Raw genomic sequence first — 15,599 nt, forward strand, 5'->3', positions numbered from 1 at the left:
TTTTGATGGAAAACACATCAGTCGAAAATGAGGAAATCTCATTAAAAGAATTATTACAAAAGGTGCAAAAATGGTATAAATTTTTGTTAACAAAGTGGAAAGTTATTGTTTTGGCTGGAATAATAGGAGGAGCCTTGGGATTGACTTATTCTTTGATGAAGAAACCAACTTATACTGCTACTTTATCTTTTGTACTAGAAGATGAGAAAGGAGGAGGCGGTGGCCTTGGCAGTGCTTTAGGATTGGCTAGCTCTCTTGGATTGGATCTAGGAGGAAGTGGCGGAAATATATTTACGGGTTCTAATTTAACAGAATTGTTCAAGTCTCGTAGAATGGTTGAGCAGACTCTTTTGAACTCGGTTAATTATAAAGGTAAAAATACTTCTTTGGCAGAAATGTATATGGATATTAATAATATGAAGAAGGGATGGGAGAAAAAACCAAAACTCGCTAAAATTATTTTTCATCCAGAAGCTAATCGTAATAGTTTTACCCGTGTACATGACAGTATTATGGGTGTTTTATATAATAGATTATCTAAAGGAGGATTAACGGTTGGTCAAAGAGATAAAAAAATTGCAATTATTAGTATTGATATGGTTTCTTCTGATGAATTATTTGCAAAATATTTTTGTGAAGCCCTTGCATCTGAAGTTGGCAAATTTTATGTTGAAACTAAAAGTAAGAAAGCCAGACTTAATATGGCTATTCTTGATCGTCAGGTAGACTCTATTCGCAGAGAGTTGAATGGATCTATTACAGGTGTTGCTGTTGCAAATGATAATACTTTTAATTTAAATCCAGCAATGAACGTTCGTAGGACACCTTCAGCTAAAAGACAAGTAGATGTACAGGCTAATACAGCTATATTAACTGAATTAGTTAAGCAGTCAGAACTTGCAAAAGTTACGCTACGAAAAGAAACACCTTTAATTCAAGTTATAGATAGGCCTATTTTACCTTTGCCTAAAGAAGGATTTGGAAAAGCAAAAGGAATTTTGATTGGAGGTTTTTTAGCAGGTTTCTTAGCTGTTCTCATTATTATGATTAGACGTATTATCAATGAGATAATGCAATAAAGATGAAGAGTTTTTTATTTTATTTAGAAGCTTAAATGAAAAATTATACTTTAAAAGTTCAGGAGGTTCGTAAAGAAACTAATGATACTGTAACAATATGTTTTAAACAACCAGGACTTAAAAAAATTAAATACTTATCGGGACAATATCTAACACTTCAATTCAGAATCAATGGTAGAAGATATATTAGACCTTATTCATTTTCTTCGACACCTGGAATTGATTCCACACTCGATGTAACGGTGAAAAGAGTTCCTGGAGGAATTGTTTCTAATTATATTAATGATGTTGTAAAAGTTGAAGATGTAATAGAGGTTCAAGAGCCTTTAGGAGATTTTGTCTTTGAATTGGATGAATCACTAAATTCTGTTGTATTTTGGGGTGTTGGTAGCGGAATTACGCCTTTGTTTTCAATGATTAAAGACTTATTATTAAATCATTCTCTGATTAATGTTTATTTGGTATATGGAAATAGATCTAATTCATCTGTAATTTTTAAAGATCAATTAGAAAAATTGAAAATAAATTATTCTAAACGTTTCAAAATTTATAATTTTTACTCAAAAGAAGAATTCTTTAATGAAGATTCACATAATTATCGTGGCAGGATTGATTCTGGTTTTGTGAAAAGTTTAATAAGTAATATTGAATACCCTTCCAGACATTACATATGTGGACCAATCGGGCTTAAAAACACGGTTAAGGAATCATTAATAAATTTAGGAGAAAATATCAATAATGTGTTTTCAGAGGACTTTGAATTAATTAAAAATCCTGAGGATTTTAAAGAAATTAAAGATCAGGAAATTTATTTAAATTTTGCAGGAATTGAAAGTAAAATATCAATAAAAAGTGGTAATTCTGTTTTAGAAGAAGCTCTTGAAGTTGGTTTAGAACTACCTTACTCCTGCCAAACAGGTAATTGTAGTACTTGTAAAGGAACTCTTAAATCTGGACAATTAAAAATGATTGGTTTAGATAAGCCAAGAAATGATTTGAAAGATAATGAATTCTTACTTTGTTGTAGTTACCCTTTGACGAATAATGTTTGCATAGAAATATAAAAATATAAAATATATAATATAATGAAAGTAGTAATTTTTGCAGGTGGTTTCGGTACTCGTCTTATGGAAGAAACGGAGGCTAGACCAAAACCTATGGTAGAAATTGGGGGGAAGCCTATTTTATGGCATATTCTTAAGATGTTTGAACAACATGGTTATAATGAATTTGTAATTTGTTTAGGATATAAAGCTACTTTTATTAAAGAGTATTTTTATAATTATTATTTACATAATTCTGACGTAACTATTGAATTGGCAAATAATAATATTAATGTTCATTATTCAGAAACAGAATCTTTCAAAGTTACATTGATAGACACAGGATTGCATACAAATACTGCAGGAAGACTGAAACGTATTCAGAAATATGTTAAAGATGAAACTTTTATGCTTACCTATGGTGATGGAGTCGCTGATGTAGATTTGTCAGAGTTACTTAAATTTCATAAATCTCATGGTAGGTTGGCAACTTTAACAAGTGTACAAGTACCAGGCCGCTTTGGTAATTTGGAGATTAATTCGCAAGGAGAAGTAGATAGTTTTGTAGAAAAACCTGCTGGAGACGGTATGTGGATTAATGGTGGTTTTTTTGTTTTAGAACCTGGAATCTTTAAATATCTTGAAGGAGATGTAGAAGATGTGCAATGGGAAAAAGAACCTTTAGGTTCAATAGCAAAAGATCAACAATTAGCAGCATATAAGCACCATGGTTTTTGGAAGTGTATGGATGCTTTACGTGATAGAGTTGAACTTGAAGCAATGTGGAACTCAGGAATTGCAAAATGGAAAACATGGTAAATTCTTCATTTCAGCAATTACAAAATACGTATGGTGGTAAAAAGGTCTTTTTAACAGGACATACTGGTTTCAAAGGATCTTGGATGTTAAAAACGCTATCATTATTAGGAGCAGATGTTAAAGGATATGCACTAGATCCAATAACAAAAGATGACTTATTTCATTTAATTAATGGGGATTCAATTTGTAATTCTGTTATTGGAGATTTAAGAGATAAAAAAAGTCTTGAAAAAGAAATTGTAGATTTTAAACCAGATTTTGTTTTTCATTTAGCAGCTCAACCCTTGGTAAGATTGTCATATGATATTCCTGCTGAAACATTTGAAGTGAATGCTATTGGAACTGCAAATGTTCTGGATGCAGTTAGATTACTTGAAAATAAATGTAATGTTGTCTTAATTACAACTGATAAAGTATATCATAATAATGAATGGATTTATCCATATCGGGAAACTGATAGATTGGGTGGCTATGATCCGTATAGTGCAAGCAAAGCTTGTGCAGAATTATTAATTGACTCCTATCGTAATTCTTTTTTTAATAGTAAAACCTATAATACTCATAAAAAAGCAATTGCTGTTGCAAGAGCAGGGAATGTTATTGGTGGAGGAGATTGGTCAAAAGATAGATTAATTCCTGATATAGCTAAAGCATTTGCAATTGATCAACCTGTAATAATAAGAAATCCTTTATCGGTTAGACCATGGCAACATGTCTTAGAGCCAGTTGTTGGTTATTTATTGCTAGGGGCTAATCTCGAAAAGGATCCATTGCAATTTAATCAGGCTTATAATTTTGGGCCTAGCTTATCTGACGCACTTTCAGTTGAAGAGATGCTTAAATTGACTATTAAAAGTTGGGGTAAGGGAGATTATATTGTTGAAAAAATTGAAAATCAGCCCCACGAAGCTGGTTTGTTAAAATTAGATATCAGTAAGGCTATTACTGAATTAGGCTGGCATCCTAAATTTAATGCAGATCAAGCTGTAAAAATGACAATGGATTGGTATAATGTTTTTTTTAATGACAAAAATGAAATTACCAAATTTACGGATTCGCAAATCAATCTGTTTTTGAAAAATTAAAAGCATTATGGAAATAATAGACACTGAATTTAATGATTTATTTGTTATACAGTATAAAAGATTTACAGATCATAGAGGAGAGTTTGTGAAAACAATTCATAAGGATTTATTTATTGAAAAAAACTTGAACTGGAGTTTTGAAGAAAGTTTTTTTTCTGTTTCAAATAAAAATGTTTTTAGAGGAATGCATTTTCAATATGCACCTCATGATCACGATAAATTAGTTTATGTCGTTAAAGGAAAAATTTTAGATGTTGTTGTTGATCTAAGATCGATTTCTCCAACTTATGGTAAGTATTTAAAAATTGAACTTTCAGAAGTTAATCGTAAGGCCTTATATATTGGAAAAGGTTTTGCTCATGGATTTTTATCTTTAGAAGAAAATACAATTGTAGAATATCACACCAGTACAATGCAAAATAAAGAAAGTGAAGGAGGTATTAAATGGGATTCGGTTGGGTTTACTCTTCCAATAAAAGATATTATTATTTCAGAAAGAGACTCAGATTTTTTACCATTTGATATAAATAAAAAATATTTTTAAATGAACATACTTGTAATTGGAGCTTCCGGACTAGTGGGTTCTCATTGTTTAAATTATTTTGCTCAAAAACAACTTTCTGTAATTGGCACACATTTAAAATTCGAAACTGATAAAACGGTTTTTTTTGATCCACTTAGTAAAGATGGATTTGATTTTTTAAATAATAACTTTATACCAGATACCATTATTCATTGTGGAGCATTAACAAATGTTGATTACTGTGAAGAAAATATTGTGGAAAGCTATAATTTAACGGTAAAATCTACAAAACTTGTTGTTGAATACTGTAAAAGTAGAAATATAAAATTAGTTTATATTTCTACGGATTATATTTTCGATGGAATTAATGGACCATATACAGAAAATCAAGTACCAAATCCTACTAATGTTTACGGAAAACATAAATTAGAAGCAGAGGGTATAGTTCAGGGGCTTAATGATTATATAATTGCCAGAATTACTAATGTATACGGAGAGGAAGAAAGATCTAAAAATTTTATCGCGCATTTATTGACATTAATTAAGTCAAAAACAGATAAAACATTTAATCTTCCTTATGATCAGTTTGCTACTCCTATCTATGCTGGAGATATTGCAAGAATGCTTTATTTGCTTATTTCTGATGGAAAAAAAGGGATTTACAATCTTTCTTCTACTGATTATTATAACCGATATCAATTGGCAAGTAAAGTTAAATCATATTTTTCTGAGGCTGATGATTTGAATCTAAATGCAATTTCGACGCAATCTTTACAACAAAAAGCAAAAAGACCTTTGTTAGGAGGGCTTTTAAATAATAAATTTATAACAGAATATCCAAATTTTGAATTGACAAATGTGGATGCTTTTATTTTAAAAACAATAAAAAATGGAATATAAAAACATTAGTAATGATTTAAAAGAACAATTATTACCATCTATTAAAAAAAATATTAGTAAAGTAATTGTTCCTGGAACTGATTATGTATCAGTTACCGGTAAAATCATTGATGAGGAAGATATATTAAATGGAGTTGATGCAGCGATGGATGGTTGGTTAACTGCCGGACGTTTTGCTAACAAATTTGAAGCTGACTTTGCAGCGTATTTTGGAGCACATCGTTCTTTGTTGGTTAATTCAGGTTCATCTGCAAATTTAGTAGCGTTTTATGCATTAACTTCTCCAAAATTAGGAGAAAGAGCGATTAAGCCTGGAGATGAAGTTATTACTGTTGCTGCAGGTTTTCCAACCACAATAAATCCTATTATTCAATTTGGTGCAATTCCTGTATTTATTGATGTTGATATAGCTACTCATAATGTAAAACCAGATATGATCGAAGCTGCTGTAAGCCCTAAAACAAAAGCAATTATGATTGCTCATTCTTTAGGTAACCCTTTCGATTTAGATGAAGTAATGCGAGTTGCTAAAAAATATAACTTATGGGTTGTTGAAGATGATTGTGACTCATTAGGTGCAACATATAATGGTAAAAAAACGGGTACATTTGGAGATATTTCTACATTTTCATTTTATCCCGCACACCATATTACTATGGGTGAAGGAGGAGCAGTTTTAATTAATAATCCAATTTTGTCAAAATTAGCTGAGAGTTTCCGTGACTGGGGACGTGATTGCTATTGTGAACCAGGAAAGGATGATACTTGTGGATGCCGTTTTGGTCAACAATTAGGAACTTTGCCTTATGGTTATGATCATAAATATACCTATTCACACATAGGTTTTAACTTAAAAGTAACTGATATGCAAGCTGCATTTGGTGTTTCCCAGATAAACAAAATCGATCATTTTGTACAAAGACGTAAAGAAAATTATGCTGCCTTATACGAGCGAATGAAAGAGTTTGAAGAAGTTTTCATTCTTCCTGAACCAACTCCAAATTCAGAACCATCTTGGTTTGGGTTTCTGTTAACTCTTCGTGAAGGAGATGCTAACGACCGTCATATGTTAGTTCAACACTTAGAAAAGAATAAAATAGGTACCAGATTATTGTTTGGAGGAAATTTACTTAGACAGCCAGCTTACGCAAATATAGAGCACAGAGTGGTGGGAGATTTATCGAATACAGATATAATTATGAATCAATCATTTTGGTTAGGAGTCTGGCCAGGATTGAATGAAACGCACTATGATTATATTGCGAACGTTATAAGAGAATATTTAAACGCATAAAAACTTTAAATTGAAAATTGGCAAAGCAGATTTAGTTTGGAGTTATTTAGCGCAAATATTAAGGTTTGGATCAAATTTATTTATATTACCAATAGTTTTAAGAACTCTGGTTCCAGAAGAATTAGCTATATGGTATTTATTTGCTTCGATTTCATCTTTAGTAATGTTAATTGATTTTGGTTTTTCCAGTACTATAATAAGAAATGTTACCTATGTTTTTGCAGGAGCAACACAGTTACAAAAAGAAGGTATTGTAGAAGATTCTGCAGACATGAATGGCGAAGTAAATGAGTCATTTCTCTCAAGGGTAATTTTTAGCATTAAATTTATATATACAATTCTGTCTTTTGTGGGGTTATTTTTACTCGCCACATTAGGTACATTTTATTTATATACAGTTATTAAATCCGAAACATTGCTGTTTCAACATAATGTTTGGATTGCTTGGAGCATATTTGTTATTGCTACCGTTACCGTAATTTATTATTTATATTTAACCACATTATTAACTGGACGAGGGTACATAAAACATGCACAAAAGGCACAGATTGTTTATAATGGCGCCTTTATAATCATAGCCTATCTAGGATTGTTATTTGGGTATGGTTTAATTGCAATTGCTAGTGCCTTATTCATTTCATGTATAATTGAAAGAATATTTTTAGTTCATTATTTTTATGATTCTTGGATAAAAAAAATTATAAAAAACAATAAAGCAACATTTGATCAAAAAAAAGAAATTGTAACGGTAATTTGGTTTAATGCTAAGAAGATGGGGTTTGTATCGATCGGATCTTTTTTTATCAATAAGATGGGGCAGTTTTTTGTTACAAGTTTTTTTTCATTGAAAATTGCCGCTCAATATGGACTTACTCTTCAAATTGTTTCTTTTGTTTCTTCTGCGTCTTTGATATATTTTAATACTGTTTACCCTAAAATGATTTATAATTTTTATAAAGGTAAGCTAGATGTAGTAAAAAAAGAATGGAGTCTGTCGCTGGTTTTAATACTTTTATTTTTCACACTATCAACTACTGTTACTTTATTCTTAGGTGAATATGTTTTTGAAGCAATAAACAGCAAAACCAGAATGTTGTCCAGTGCATTGATTGCAGTTATAATGCTGGTTAGTTTTTTTGAAATTCAACATTCGATAGCGGCGAATATAATGACTTTTTCAAATAAGATACCTTTTCTATATCCATCAATATTATCAGGATTTTCCATTTTAATCATAACCTACTTAACTCTTAGTTTTATTGATGCAAATGTTTGGTATATGGTATTAATTCAATTTTTAGTTCAGTTATCTTATAATAATTGGAAATGGCCATATGAAGCTTCCAAAATTTTAAAAACAACTTACGTTGAAATTATCAAAGATGGTTTTACAAATTTATTTTTACTTATTAAATCTATTAAATGGAAATACTAAAATACAATGCTAAATATTCACAAGTTGAAAGTTTACTGTTGTTTGAAAACTCAATAAAAAATGATATTTTAGTTTCAATAATAATACCTACATATAATCGTATAGATCTATTAAAGGAGGCAATTAAAAGTGTTGTAAGTCAACAAAATAAAGAATTGATTAGCTATGAAATCATAGTTATGGATAATAATCCTGAAAGTATAAAAAATTTAGATGTAAAAAATTTAGATATTGATTTTAATGGTCACAATTTCAGATACTATGTAAATAGTGAAAATATTGGAATGATGGCTAATTGGAATAGAGGAATAGAATTAGCTAAAGGTAAATGGATAATTCAATTACATGATGATGATTATTTTTTACCAAATTTCATTGAAACTGTAAGTAAAGATATTTTGAGGTTTGAAAAGAAAGATGCAATTATACACTCGACATTTTTTCATGATAAAAGAAAAACTTCTACAATTAATTTAAATTTTAAAAAGAAAACTTATTATAGACTTAATTCTTTGCATGTTGTTTGTGGAAACTATCATATTTCTGGTGCATTAATAAAAAAAGATATTGTCTATAAACTTGGAGGATTTGATCCTGAAATGTATCCTATAAGTGATTACGATTTTAATCAAAAATTAATATCGAATTTTAATGCTATAATGATTGAAAATGATCCTTTAGCTGTAATTATTTTTGAAAAAAATGAAACTCTAAATCCTAAAGCATTTACTAACTGGTTTGGGTTGGAAAGAATAATAAAGAATAATGCAATTTTACATTTAAATAAACCATTTAGATTAATATTATCAAAAATAATTGATGTTCAAATAAATTCGGAAATTGAATTCTATGCAAAGGAAATTTTTATTGAAAAGGAAGATCAAAATTTTATAAGATCGAAGGAATTAAAAGTTAATAAATTAATGAAAATAATCTGGAAATTTTATATTAAGTATTTTCACTTAATGAATTTAGTTATTAAGAAGGATTATTAAAGAATTAGATTAAATAAAAAATATGAGTAAATATCTATTAATTGGCGGAGCAGGTTTTATTGGTGCAGCTATTGCTAAAAAACTGGTGTTGGCCGGAAATGAGGTTTCAATCTTAGAATTGCCGGGCTCTTATGTCGATCGACTTGATGTTATTAAAGAAAAGATTAACTTATATTATGGGAATTTAAATCAAGTCGATGTAATAAAGGATTTAATTTTAGAAAACGATATTAATGTGGTATTGCATTTAGCATCATCACTAATTCCTTCGAGTTCTCAAAGTCAATATGTTGAAGATATTGAAAAGGTAGTAATACCAACAATTAATTTATTGCCGTTGTTTTCAGAATTAAACATTAAATTAATTTTTTTCTCTTCTGGTGGTGCGATTTATGGTGAGAATTTGAATGGATCCTTGTCAGAAAATCATCTTTTAGCACCTATCTCCTACTATGGACAGGCTAAGCTTTTAATGGAAGAGTCAATAAAATTTGAGAGTAGAAAATCTGGTTTAGATTATATTATTCTTCGGCCTTCTAATCCCTACGGAATAGGTCAAAGTTTGTATGGTAAACAAGGATTAATAGCGACATGTATTCATAATATTTTAAATAGAAAAACAATACAAATTTGGGGTGATGGAAGTGTTGTTCGAGATTATATTTATATTGATGATTTCGTCGAAATTGTAATTAATGTAATCAATATGGCTACAAGTAGAGAAATATACAATATAGGTTCAGGAAATGGTCACTCGGTAAATGAAATAATTGAAATGCTCAAAAAAATAGTTGATAAAACAATTGAAGTTGAATATGTACAAAATAGGGCAGTTGATGCATCTTCTATTATTTTAGATATTTCAAAATTAAAGAATATAATAAATTTTGAATATACATCTTTAGAAACTGGAATAAAGAACTTTTTATTGTATGAATCAAGTGATAAGCCAATATGAATCCAATCTCCGAAATTTTTCTGTCTATTTGTATTCCAACGAATGGGCGTATAGAAATTCTTAAAAAAACTCTTGATAGTATATATGATGATTGTGAGGTAAATTATTTAGATTTTGAAGTTATTCTTTCAGATAATTCTACAAACAATGAATTAGTATTGCTTTTAGAGTCCTATAAAAAATATCCAAATATTGTTTATAGCAAAACTACATGCGAAGGGTTTTTGAATTCAGCTAATGCATTAAAAATGGGTAATGGATTGTTTTTAAAGTTACATAATAATTATACAATTTTAAATAAAGGAAGTTTAAGTCAAATGATTTCTTTTATTAAAGCGAACAAAAACATAGAACCTTTAGTTTTTTTTACTAACGGCCATTTGAACGAACATGATATTAAATTATTTGATTCATTTGACTTATTTAGTTCTAAACTTTCTTATTGGAATTCATGGAGTACTGGCTTCTCTATGTGGAAAAAAGATTTAGATAAATATTCAAATGAAGAGTTAAATCCTATGTTTCCCCAAACTTCTTTGTTGTTGCTCCTTAGTAATAAAAAAACGTTTGTAATTAATGATATTACTCTTTTTAATAATCAGGAAGTTCCAAGAAAAGGGGGATATAATTTATTTAAAACCTTTTGCATTGATTATTTATCTATAATAAATGAGGCTAAACAAAAAAAAATAATAACTTTAAATACATTCAAAAAAATAAAAAAAGATCTTTTTTATAATTATTTAGTCATATCATATTATAATACAAAAATAAAACAAAATGATTATACTTTTGAGTTATTAGATATAAGAAAAAGCGTAGCCCCAAATTATTCGATTTCACATTATTATTTATTAGTTTTCTTAGCATATTTTACAGCTTTTAAAATTAGTCTAAGAGAAAAATTAGTCGAGATGAAAATTATTAAAGACTAATTTTTTACAATAGCACTTTTTAAGTAAATAATTCAAAAACTAGAGAAATCACTTCACAAGAAAAATTATAATAATTAAACTTTATTAGGATTGTAATTAATTAATGGAAACAAAAGCAAGAGTAATAGCATTTTATTTGCCACAATATCACCCCATACCAGAAAATGATGAATGGTGGGGAAAGGGATTCACAGAATGGACTAATGTAGGAAAAGCAAAGTCACTTTTTAAAGGTCATTATCAGCCAAGAGTACCTGCTGATTTAGGATATTATGATTTACGTGTACCAGAAACTCGTAAAGCACAGGCTGATATGGCAAGAGAATATGGTGTTGAAGGTTTTTGTTATTGGCATTATTGGTTTGGTAATGGTAAAAGACTTATAGAGCGACCATTTAATGAAGTTCTTACTTCCGGAGAACCTGATTTTCCATTTTGTTTAGCATGGGCAAATGAAACATGGAAAGGTTTTGCACATGGTATGACAAACCGTAATATTTTAATTGAACAGCTTTATCCTGGAGTTGAAGATTACATCGCTCATTTTTATGAAGTATTACCTGCCTTTAAAGATCATAGATATATAAAAATAAATAACAAACCTATATTTATGATTTATAAACCTTTAGGAGACCCACAAGTTCTTGTTTTTATGGAAACTTGGAGGAAATTGGCTACAGAAAATGAATTAGAAGGCATTTATTTTATAGGACACCATAATGATATGAAAAATAGTTTAGAAGATATCAAAAATAGTGGTGTAGATGCAGTTAATACAACTAGATTAAATAATTATATTATCAATCATCGTACTTTTTATCAGAAAGTTCAGGGTAGATTAAATAGACTATTAAGAGGTTCTGCTTTGGCATATCCTTATGAAGTGATGTCAAAATACTTTCTTTCCAAAACTGAAGATACTCAGGAAAATGTGTTTCCAAGCATTATTCCAGGTTGGGACCATACTCCAAGGAGTGGTATAGAAGGATTAGTTATGACAAAAACGAATCCTAGTGTTTTTAGTAAACATGTAAGAGATGTCGTAAAAATGGTTTCTAATAAAGAAGATGAAAATAAAGTAATATTTCTTAAATCTTGGAATGAATGGGCTGAAGGGAATTACATGGAACCTGATTTAAAATATGGAATGCAATTTTTAGAAGCTCTAAAAAAAGAGATTGTATATTAAAACTATATAACCTTTAACTAAATAAGTTAAAATTTGAAAAGATATTACATATATCATTTATCTGAATCTGTAATAGAGGGTGGTATGTCTAGAAATAATGCTTTCTATAAACGAGTTTCAGATTTAGATGCATTAAAAATAAATATTTATAGTAAAAATATTTTTAAGAGATTTTGGTTTGCAGTAAAAACAATTTGCACTTTGTATTTTATTAAAAATCGAAGCATACTTATTCATCAGGGAAGTTTATGGATCTTATTTCCAGTTTTTTTTATGAAAGCTAATTTTTTTCAAAAATTAGTATTTCATTTGCTGGCGAAAGTTTCGAAAAATAATAAACTGACAATAGAGGTAAACGACCTTGTTTATGAGCAATCTATTGATCTTGAGTTGTTTGTGGATGATTTTTTTTCTTTTTTGCAGCAAAGGTTGTATACTATTAAAGACTGTTATTATATTTTTGCATCACATGAAATGAAATATTATACAAGTAAAAAGTATAATATTTTGTCTAAATATTCAAGCGTTATTATTAATGGAGCACCAGAACTTAAAGATTATTCTATTATTTATAACGATGAAAAATGGATGGAAAGTGATAAAAAGAAATTCGTTTACGCAGGAAGTTTAAATAAAGGAAGACAGATAGAAGATTTACTAACAATTTTTACTGATAATGAAGATAATCTTCTTATTGTCTTAGGTAATGAAGGAGAATGGTTAAATGAAATTAAATTGCCAAAAAATATAATATACCTTGGTAATTTTGAGGAAGGAATTGCTCATTATATAGTTTCTAAATGTGATATAGGCATAATTCCATATAATGAAAATAGATTTTACTATAATTTATGTTTTCCTACAAAAGTTTCATTTTATATAACTGCAGGTTTACCTGTATTATGTACACCTCTTAAAGAATTACAAAATGTATTTTATAATGATGATGCGATATTATTTAACTCATTTTCTAATTGGAAAAATATAATAAAAGATATTGATAAAGAGCATATAATAAAAATGAAAAAAGCGACTGATCTTATAAAAAAATCTTATCAATGGGATTTTGTCTTACAATCCTTAAAATTTGAATAAAAATCTAAAGTCTTAGATTTTACTCTTTTTTATTTATAATAAAAGATGCCTAAATGTTTATTTTTATTACAGTAGAGATACTTTTTTATATTGTAATTAATAAAGTTTCTTGTACTGAAATTATATGATTGCAATATTATTTTTAACCTTCTTTTTAGTATCATTAATTGCACTTTTCCCTTGGAGGAACAGTGTGACTAAAATTTTTGTATTCTTATTTCTGGGTTTATTGCTAATACTAATTGCAGCTTTTCGTAGTGAAGAAGGAAATCCGGATTATGAAGTTTACATTCGTTATTTCTATGATCAGGATTTTTTATTTGTAGAGCCAACATTTGTTTTTTTAGCAAAAATGGTTTCTTTTTTATTTGGTCCTTATCCTATTTATATATTTATAATTTATGCCATTTTAGGAGTAACACTTAAATTTGCAGCAATAAAACAATTATCCAAACTGTGGTTTTTATCCATCATAGTATATATAGGTAATTTTTTTGTTTTGCATGATATGATACAAATACGAGCTGGAGTAGCTTCGGCATTGTTATTACTTTGCATTAAACCAATTTATGATAGAGATCTCAAAAAGTTCTTATTTATTAGCATATGGGCGATTTTATTTCATATATCTGCTTTAGTAATATTACCTCTATGGTTTTTGCCTAAAATTAAAGATCGAATACTTGTTTTTTTATTATACATAATAATACCAATTTCTTGTATTATTTATTTTTTTAAAACAAATCTTATTATGGCTCTACCTATTCCGGTAGTTCAAGAAAAAATAGATCTATACGTAGCTTTACAAGAATCTGGAGTTGAAAATGCTTTGACTGAAATTAACGTATTCAATTATGTATTCCTGGTAAATGTGCTTATTTTTTATTTATTATTAATAAAACATAAATTATTGTTATTTCATAATAAGTATACTTTGATTTTGTTGGCAATTTATGGTATTGGTTTATCTTCATATGCTGCCTTAGCTACTTTACCAGTGTTTGCCGGACGCATCAGTGGTTTATTAGAAATAGTAGAAATTATATTAATCCCATTTTTATCCTATACAATTTCTCCTAAGTTTGTTTCCAGATTATTGGTCGTGTTTTGGGCATTAGGAATGATTCTAATCCATTTATTTAGATCAAAATTAATTAGTTAAATACATGCCGAATTTTATGAATGAACCTTTGATTTATATATTGTTAGCTTGTTATAATGGTGAGAAGTATATAGAAAAACAACTTGATAGCATTGTTGCTCAATCTTACACAAATTGGGTTTTGTTAATTAGAGATGATAATTCTTCAGATAGTACTTTAGAGATTATCGAATCTTTTAATGAAAAAGATAAGCGAGTAAGAATAATACAAGATAAAATACAAAGTGAAGTAAAAGGAGCCTGTCAAAATTTTGCTAGACTTTTAGATGTTGCAGTATTAGAGGAAGCCACTTTCATTATGTTTGCAGATCAAGATGACTATTGGTTCTCGGATAAGATTGAAAAAATGATAAGCGCTATTGATAAAGATTTAGTGCCAGCAATGTTATATTCTGATTTTTTATATGCAGATGATAATTTAAAAGAATTACCTAAGAATATTCAAAACATAAGAGAAACTTTTTCGTTTCCCTCGTTTAATAGTTTGATTGTTCAGAATACAGTTTACGGCTGTACAATGATGATTAATTACGCATTAGCCCAAAAGTGTGTAATGATACCTCGAGAGGCAGAAAATCATGATTACTGGATTGCTTTGGTTGCAAGTGGTATAGGTGCCAATATAAGGCATTTAGAAATTCCATTGATGTTATATCGACAACATGGAAATAATGTTTCAGGAAATTATCACGATCATCATTATGTATCTCGTTTCAAGAGACTCTTTACCAATTGGGAAGGATTAAAGAAAGTGGAATGTAGGAGAATCAAAATGTTGGTTGCGTTTCTAGAGCAATTAAATAATGAATTATTGCCTGATAATTTAAAATTACTTACAGGATATTTAGAGGAATTGAAGGGAAATAAAATTGCATTTGTTCGATATTGTGTAAAGAACAAAATAAAAAGACATTCTTTCATGTCAACGATTGTATTTTACCTTGTTTTGATTAACGTGTCAAAAAGGGATACAATAAATAAGTTATAAGTAGTGATTATAATCTATTATAATTAGAAATTCTTATTTTTTTTCATAAATTAAATTTGAGATTTGTTTAAAGAAAATATTTTATTGGATATGAATCTA

The 15,599-nt window shown here is 28.7% G+C and carries 15 protein-coding genes; all 15 read left to right on the top strand.

Translation table 11 applies throughout. The annotated features are described in order from the left end of the window. Positions 1–5: 5 nt before the first annotated feature. Entirely contained in the window at positions 6–1,079 is a 1,074-nt protein-coding gene (locus RC62_RS04695) for a Wzz/FepE/Etk N-terminal domain-containing protein (RefSeq protein WP_055093099.1), read from the top strand. 35 nt (positions 1,080–1,114) lie between these two features. Further along, a complete protein-coding gene (locus RC62_RS04700; protein ID WP_055093101.1) occupies positions 1,115–2,143 on the top strand; it encodes a ferredoxin--NADP reductase in 1,029 nt (342 codons plus the stop codon). Between the two features lie 21 nt (positions 2,144–2,164). Beyond that, a complete protein-coding gene (gene rfbF, locus RC62_RS04705) occupies positions 2,165–2,941 on the top strand; it encodes a glucose-1-phosphate cytidylyltransferase (protein WP_055093103.1) in 777 nt (258 codons plus the stop codon). Then, positions 2,935–4,026, top strand: a complete 1,092-nt coding sequence (gene rfbG / locus RC62_RS04710; RefSeq protein ID WP_055093410.1) for a CDP-glucose 4,6-dehydratase — start codon at positions 2,935–2,937, stop codon at positions 4,024–4,026. Before rfbF ends, rfbG begins: the two co-directional genes overlap by 7 nt. A gap of 7 nt (positions 4,027–4,033) precedes the next feature. Next, on the top strand, positions 4,034–4,570 hold the full coding sequence (rfbC, locus tag RC62_RS04715) for a dTDP-4-dehydrorhamnose 3,5-epimerase (RefSeq protein WP_055093105.1): 537 nt from the start codon (positions 4,034–4,036) through the stop codon (positions 4,568–4,570). Next, entirely contained in the window at positions 4,571–5,449 is an 879-nt protein-coding gene (locus RC62_RS04720) for an SDR family oxidoreductase (protein WP_055093107.1), read from the top strand. Further along, positions 5,439–6,743 (top strand): lipopolysaccharide biosynthesis protein RfbH, encoded by a 1,305-nt coding sequence (gene rfbH, locus RC62_RS04725; RefSeq protein WP_055093110.1) that lies wholly within the window; start codon positions 5,439–5,441, stop codon positions 6,741–6,743. Before RC62_RS04720 ends, rfbH begins: the two co-directional genes overlap by 11 nt. Positions 6,744–6,753: 10 nt before the next feature. Beyond that, complete coding sequence (wzx, locus tag RC62_RS04730; RefSeq protein WP_055093112.1) at positions 6,754–8,178, top strand: O-unit flippase-like protein; 1,425 nt, start codon at positions 6,754–6,756, stop codon at positions 8,176–8,178. Next, a complete protein-coding gene (locus RC62_RS04735; RefSeq protein ID WP_055093114.1) occupies positions 8,166–9,173 on the top strand; it encodes a glycosyltransferase in 1,008 nt (335 codons plus the stop codon). Before wzx ends, RC62_RS04735 begins: the two co-directional genes overlap by 13 nt. A 22-nt stretch (positions 9,174–9,195) precedes the next feature. Further along, positions 9,196–10,131 (top strand): NAD-dependent epimerase/dehydratase family protein, encoded by a 936-nt coding sequence (locus tag RC62_RS04740; RefSeq protein ID WP_055093116.1) that lies wholly within the window; start codon positions 9,196–9,198, stop codon positions 10,129–10,131. After that, a complete protein-coding gene (locus RC62_RS04745; protein ID WP_055093118.1) occupies positions 10,128–11,066 on the top strand; it encodes a glycosyltransferase in 939 nt (312 codons plus the stop codon). The genes RC62_RS04740 and RC62_RS04745 overlap by 4 nt, the downstream gene beginning before the upstream one ends. A 103-nt stretch (positions 11,067–11,169) precedes the next feature. Then, the gene (locus RC62_RS04750; RefSeq protein WP_055093120.1) at positions 11,170–12,255 is read left to right on the top strand and encodes a glycoside hydrolase family 99-like domain-containing protein; all 1,086 of its coding nucleotides are present in this window, start codon (positions 11,170–11,172) and stop codon (positions 12,253–12,255) included. A gap of 33 nt (positions 12,256–12,288) precedes the next feature. Beyond that, complete coding sequence (locus RC62_RS04755) at positions 12,289–13,350, top strand: hypothetical protein (protein ID WP_157472360.1); 1,062 nt, start codon at positions 12,289–12,291, stop codon at positions 13,348–13,350. Positions 13,351–13,474: 124 nt separating this feature from the next. Beyond that, positions 13,475–14,512, top strand: coding sequence for an EpsG family protein (locus tag RC62_RS04760; protein ID WP_055093123.1), 1,038 nt, complete (start codon positions 13,475–13,477; stop codon positions 14,510–14,512). A gap of 16 nt (positions 14,513–14,528) precedes the next feature. Next, positions 14,529–15,500 (top strand): glycosyltransferase family 2 protein, encoded by a 972-nt coding sequence (locus tag RC62_RS04765; RefSeq protein WP_167343845.1) that lies wholly within the window; start codon positions 14,529–14,531, stop codon positions 15,498–15,500. The last annotated feature ends 99 nt before the right edge of the window (positions 15,501–15,599 follow it).

Origin of the sequence: Flavobacterium aquidurense (assembly GCF_001404985.1) — a bacterium.
In the GTDB taxonomy this organism is placed as follows: domain Bacteria; phylum Bacteroidota; class Bacteroidia; order Flavobacteriales; family Flavobacteriaceae; genus Flavobacterium; species Flavobacterium aquidurense_B.

Excerpts from the sequence above, each read along its gene's own strand:
- rfbH (WP_055093110.1), top strand. The coding sequence starts at position 5,439 with ATGGAATATAAAAACATTAGTAATGATTTAAAAGAACAATTATTACCA.
- rfbC (WP_055093105.1), top strand. The coding sequence starts at position 4,034 with ATGGAAATAATAGACACTGAATTTAATGATTTATTTGTTATACAGTAT.
- RC62_RS04720 (WP_055093107.1), top strand. The coding sequence starts at position 4,571 with ATGAACATACTTGTAATTGGAGCTTCCGGACTAGTGGGTTCTCATTGT.
- RC62_RS04700 (WP_055093101.1), top strand. The coding sequence starts at position 1,115 with ATGAAAAATTATACTTTAAAAGTTCAGGAGGTTCGTAAAGAAACTAAT.
- RC62_RS04765 (WP_167343845.1), top strand. The coding sequence starts at position 14,529 with ATGAATGAACCTTTGATTTATATATTGTTAGCTTGTTATAATGGTGAG.
- rfbF (WP_055093103.1), top strand. The coding sequence starts at position 2,165 with ATGAAAGTAGTAATTTTTGCAGGTGGTTTCGGTACTCGTCTTATGGAA.
- RC62_RS04750 (WP_055093120.1), top strand. The coding sequence starts at position 11,170 with ATGGAAACAAAAGCAAGAGTAATAGCATTTTATTTGCCACAATATCAC.
- RC62_RS04735 (WP_055093114.1), top strand. The coding sequence starts at position 8,166 with ATGGAAATACTAAAATACAATGCTAAATATTCACAAGTTGAAAGTTTA.
- rfbG (WP_055093410.1), top strand. The coding sequence starts at position 2,935 with ATGGTAAATTCTTCATTTCAGCAATTACAAAATACGTATGGTGGTAAA.
- RC62_RS04740 (WP_055093116.1), top strand. The coding sequence starts at position 9,196 with ATGAGTAAATATCTATTAATTGGCGGAGCAGGTTTTATTGGTGCAGCT.
- RC62_RS04745 (WP_055093118.1), top strand. The coding sequence starts at position 10,128 with ATGAATCCAATCTCCGAAATTTTTCTGTCTATTTGTATTCCAACGAAT.
- RC62_RS04695 (WP_055093099.1), top strand. The coding sequence starts at position 6 with ATGGAAAACACATCAGTCGAAAATGAGGAAATCTCATTAAAAGAATTA.
- RC62_RS04760 (WP_055093123.1), top strand. The coding sequence starts at position 13,475 with ATGATTGCAATATTATTTTTAACCTTCTTTTTAGTATCATTAATTGCA.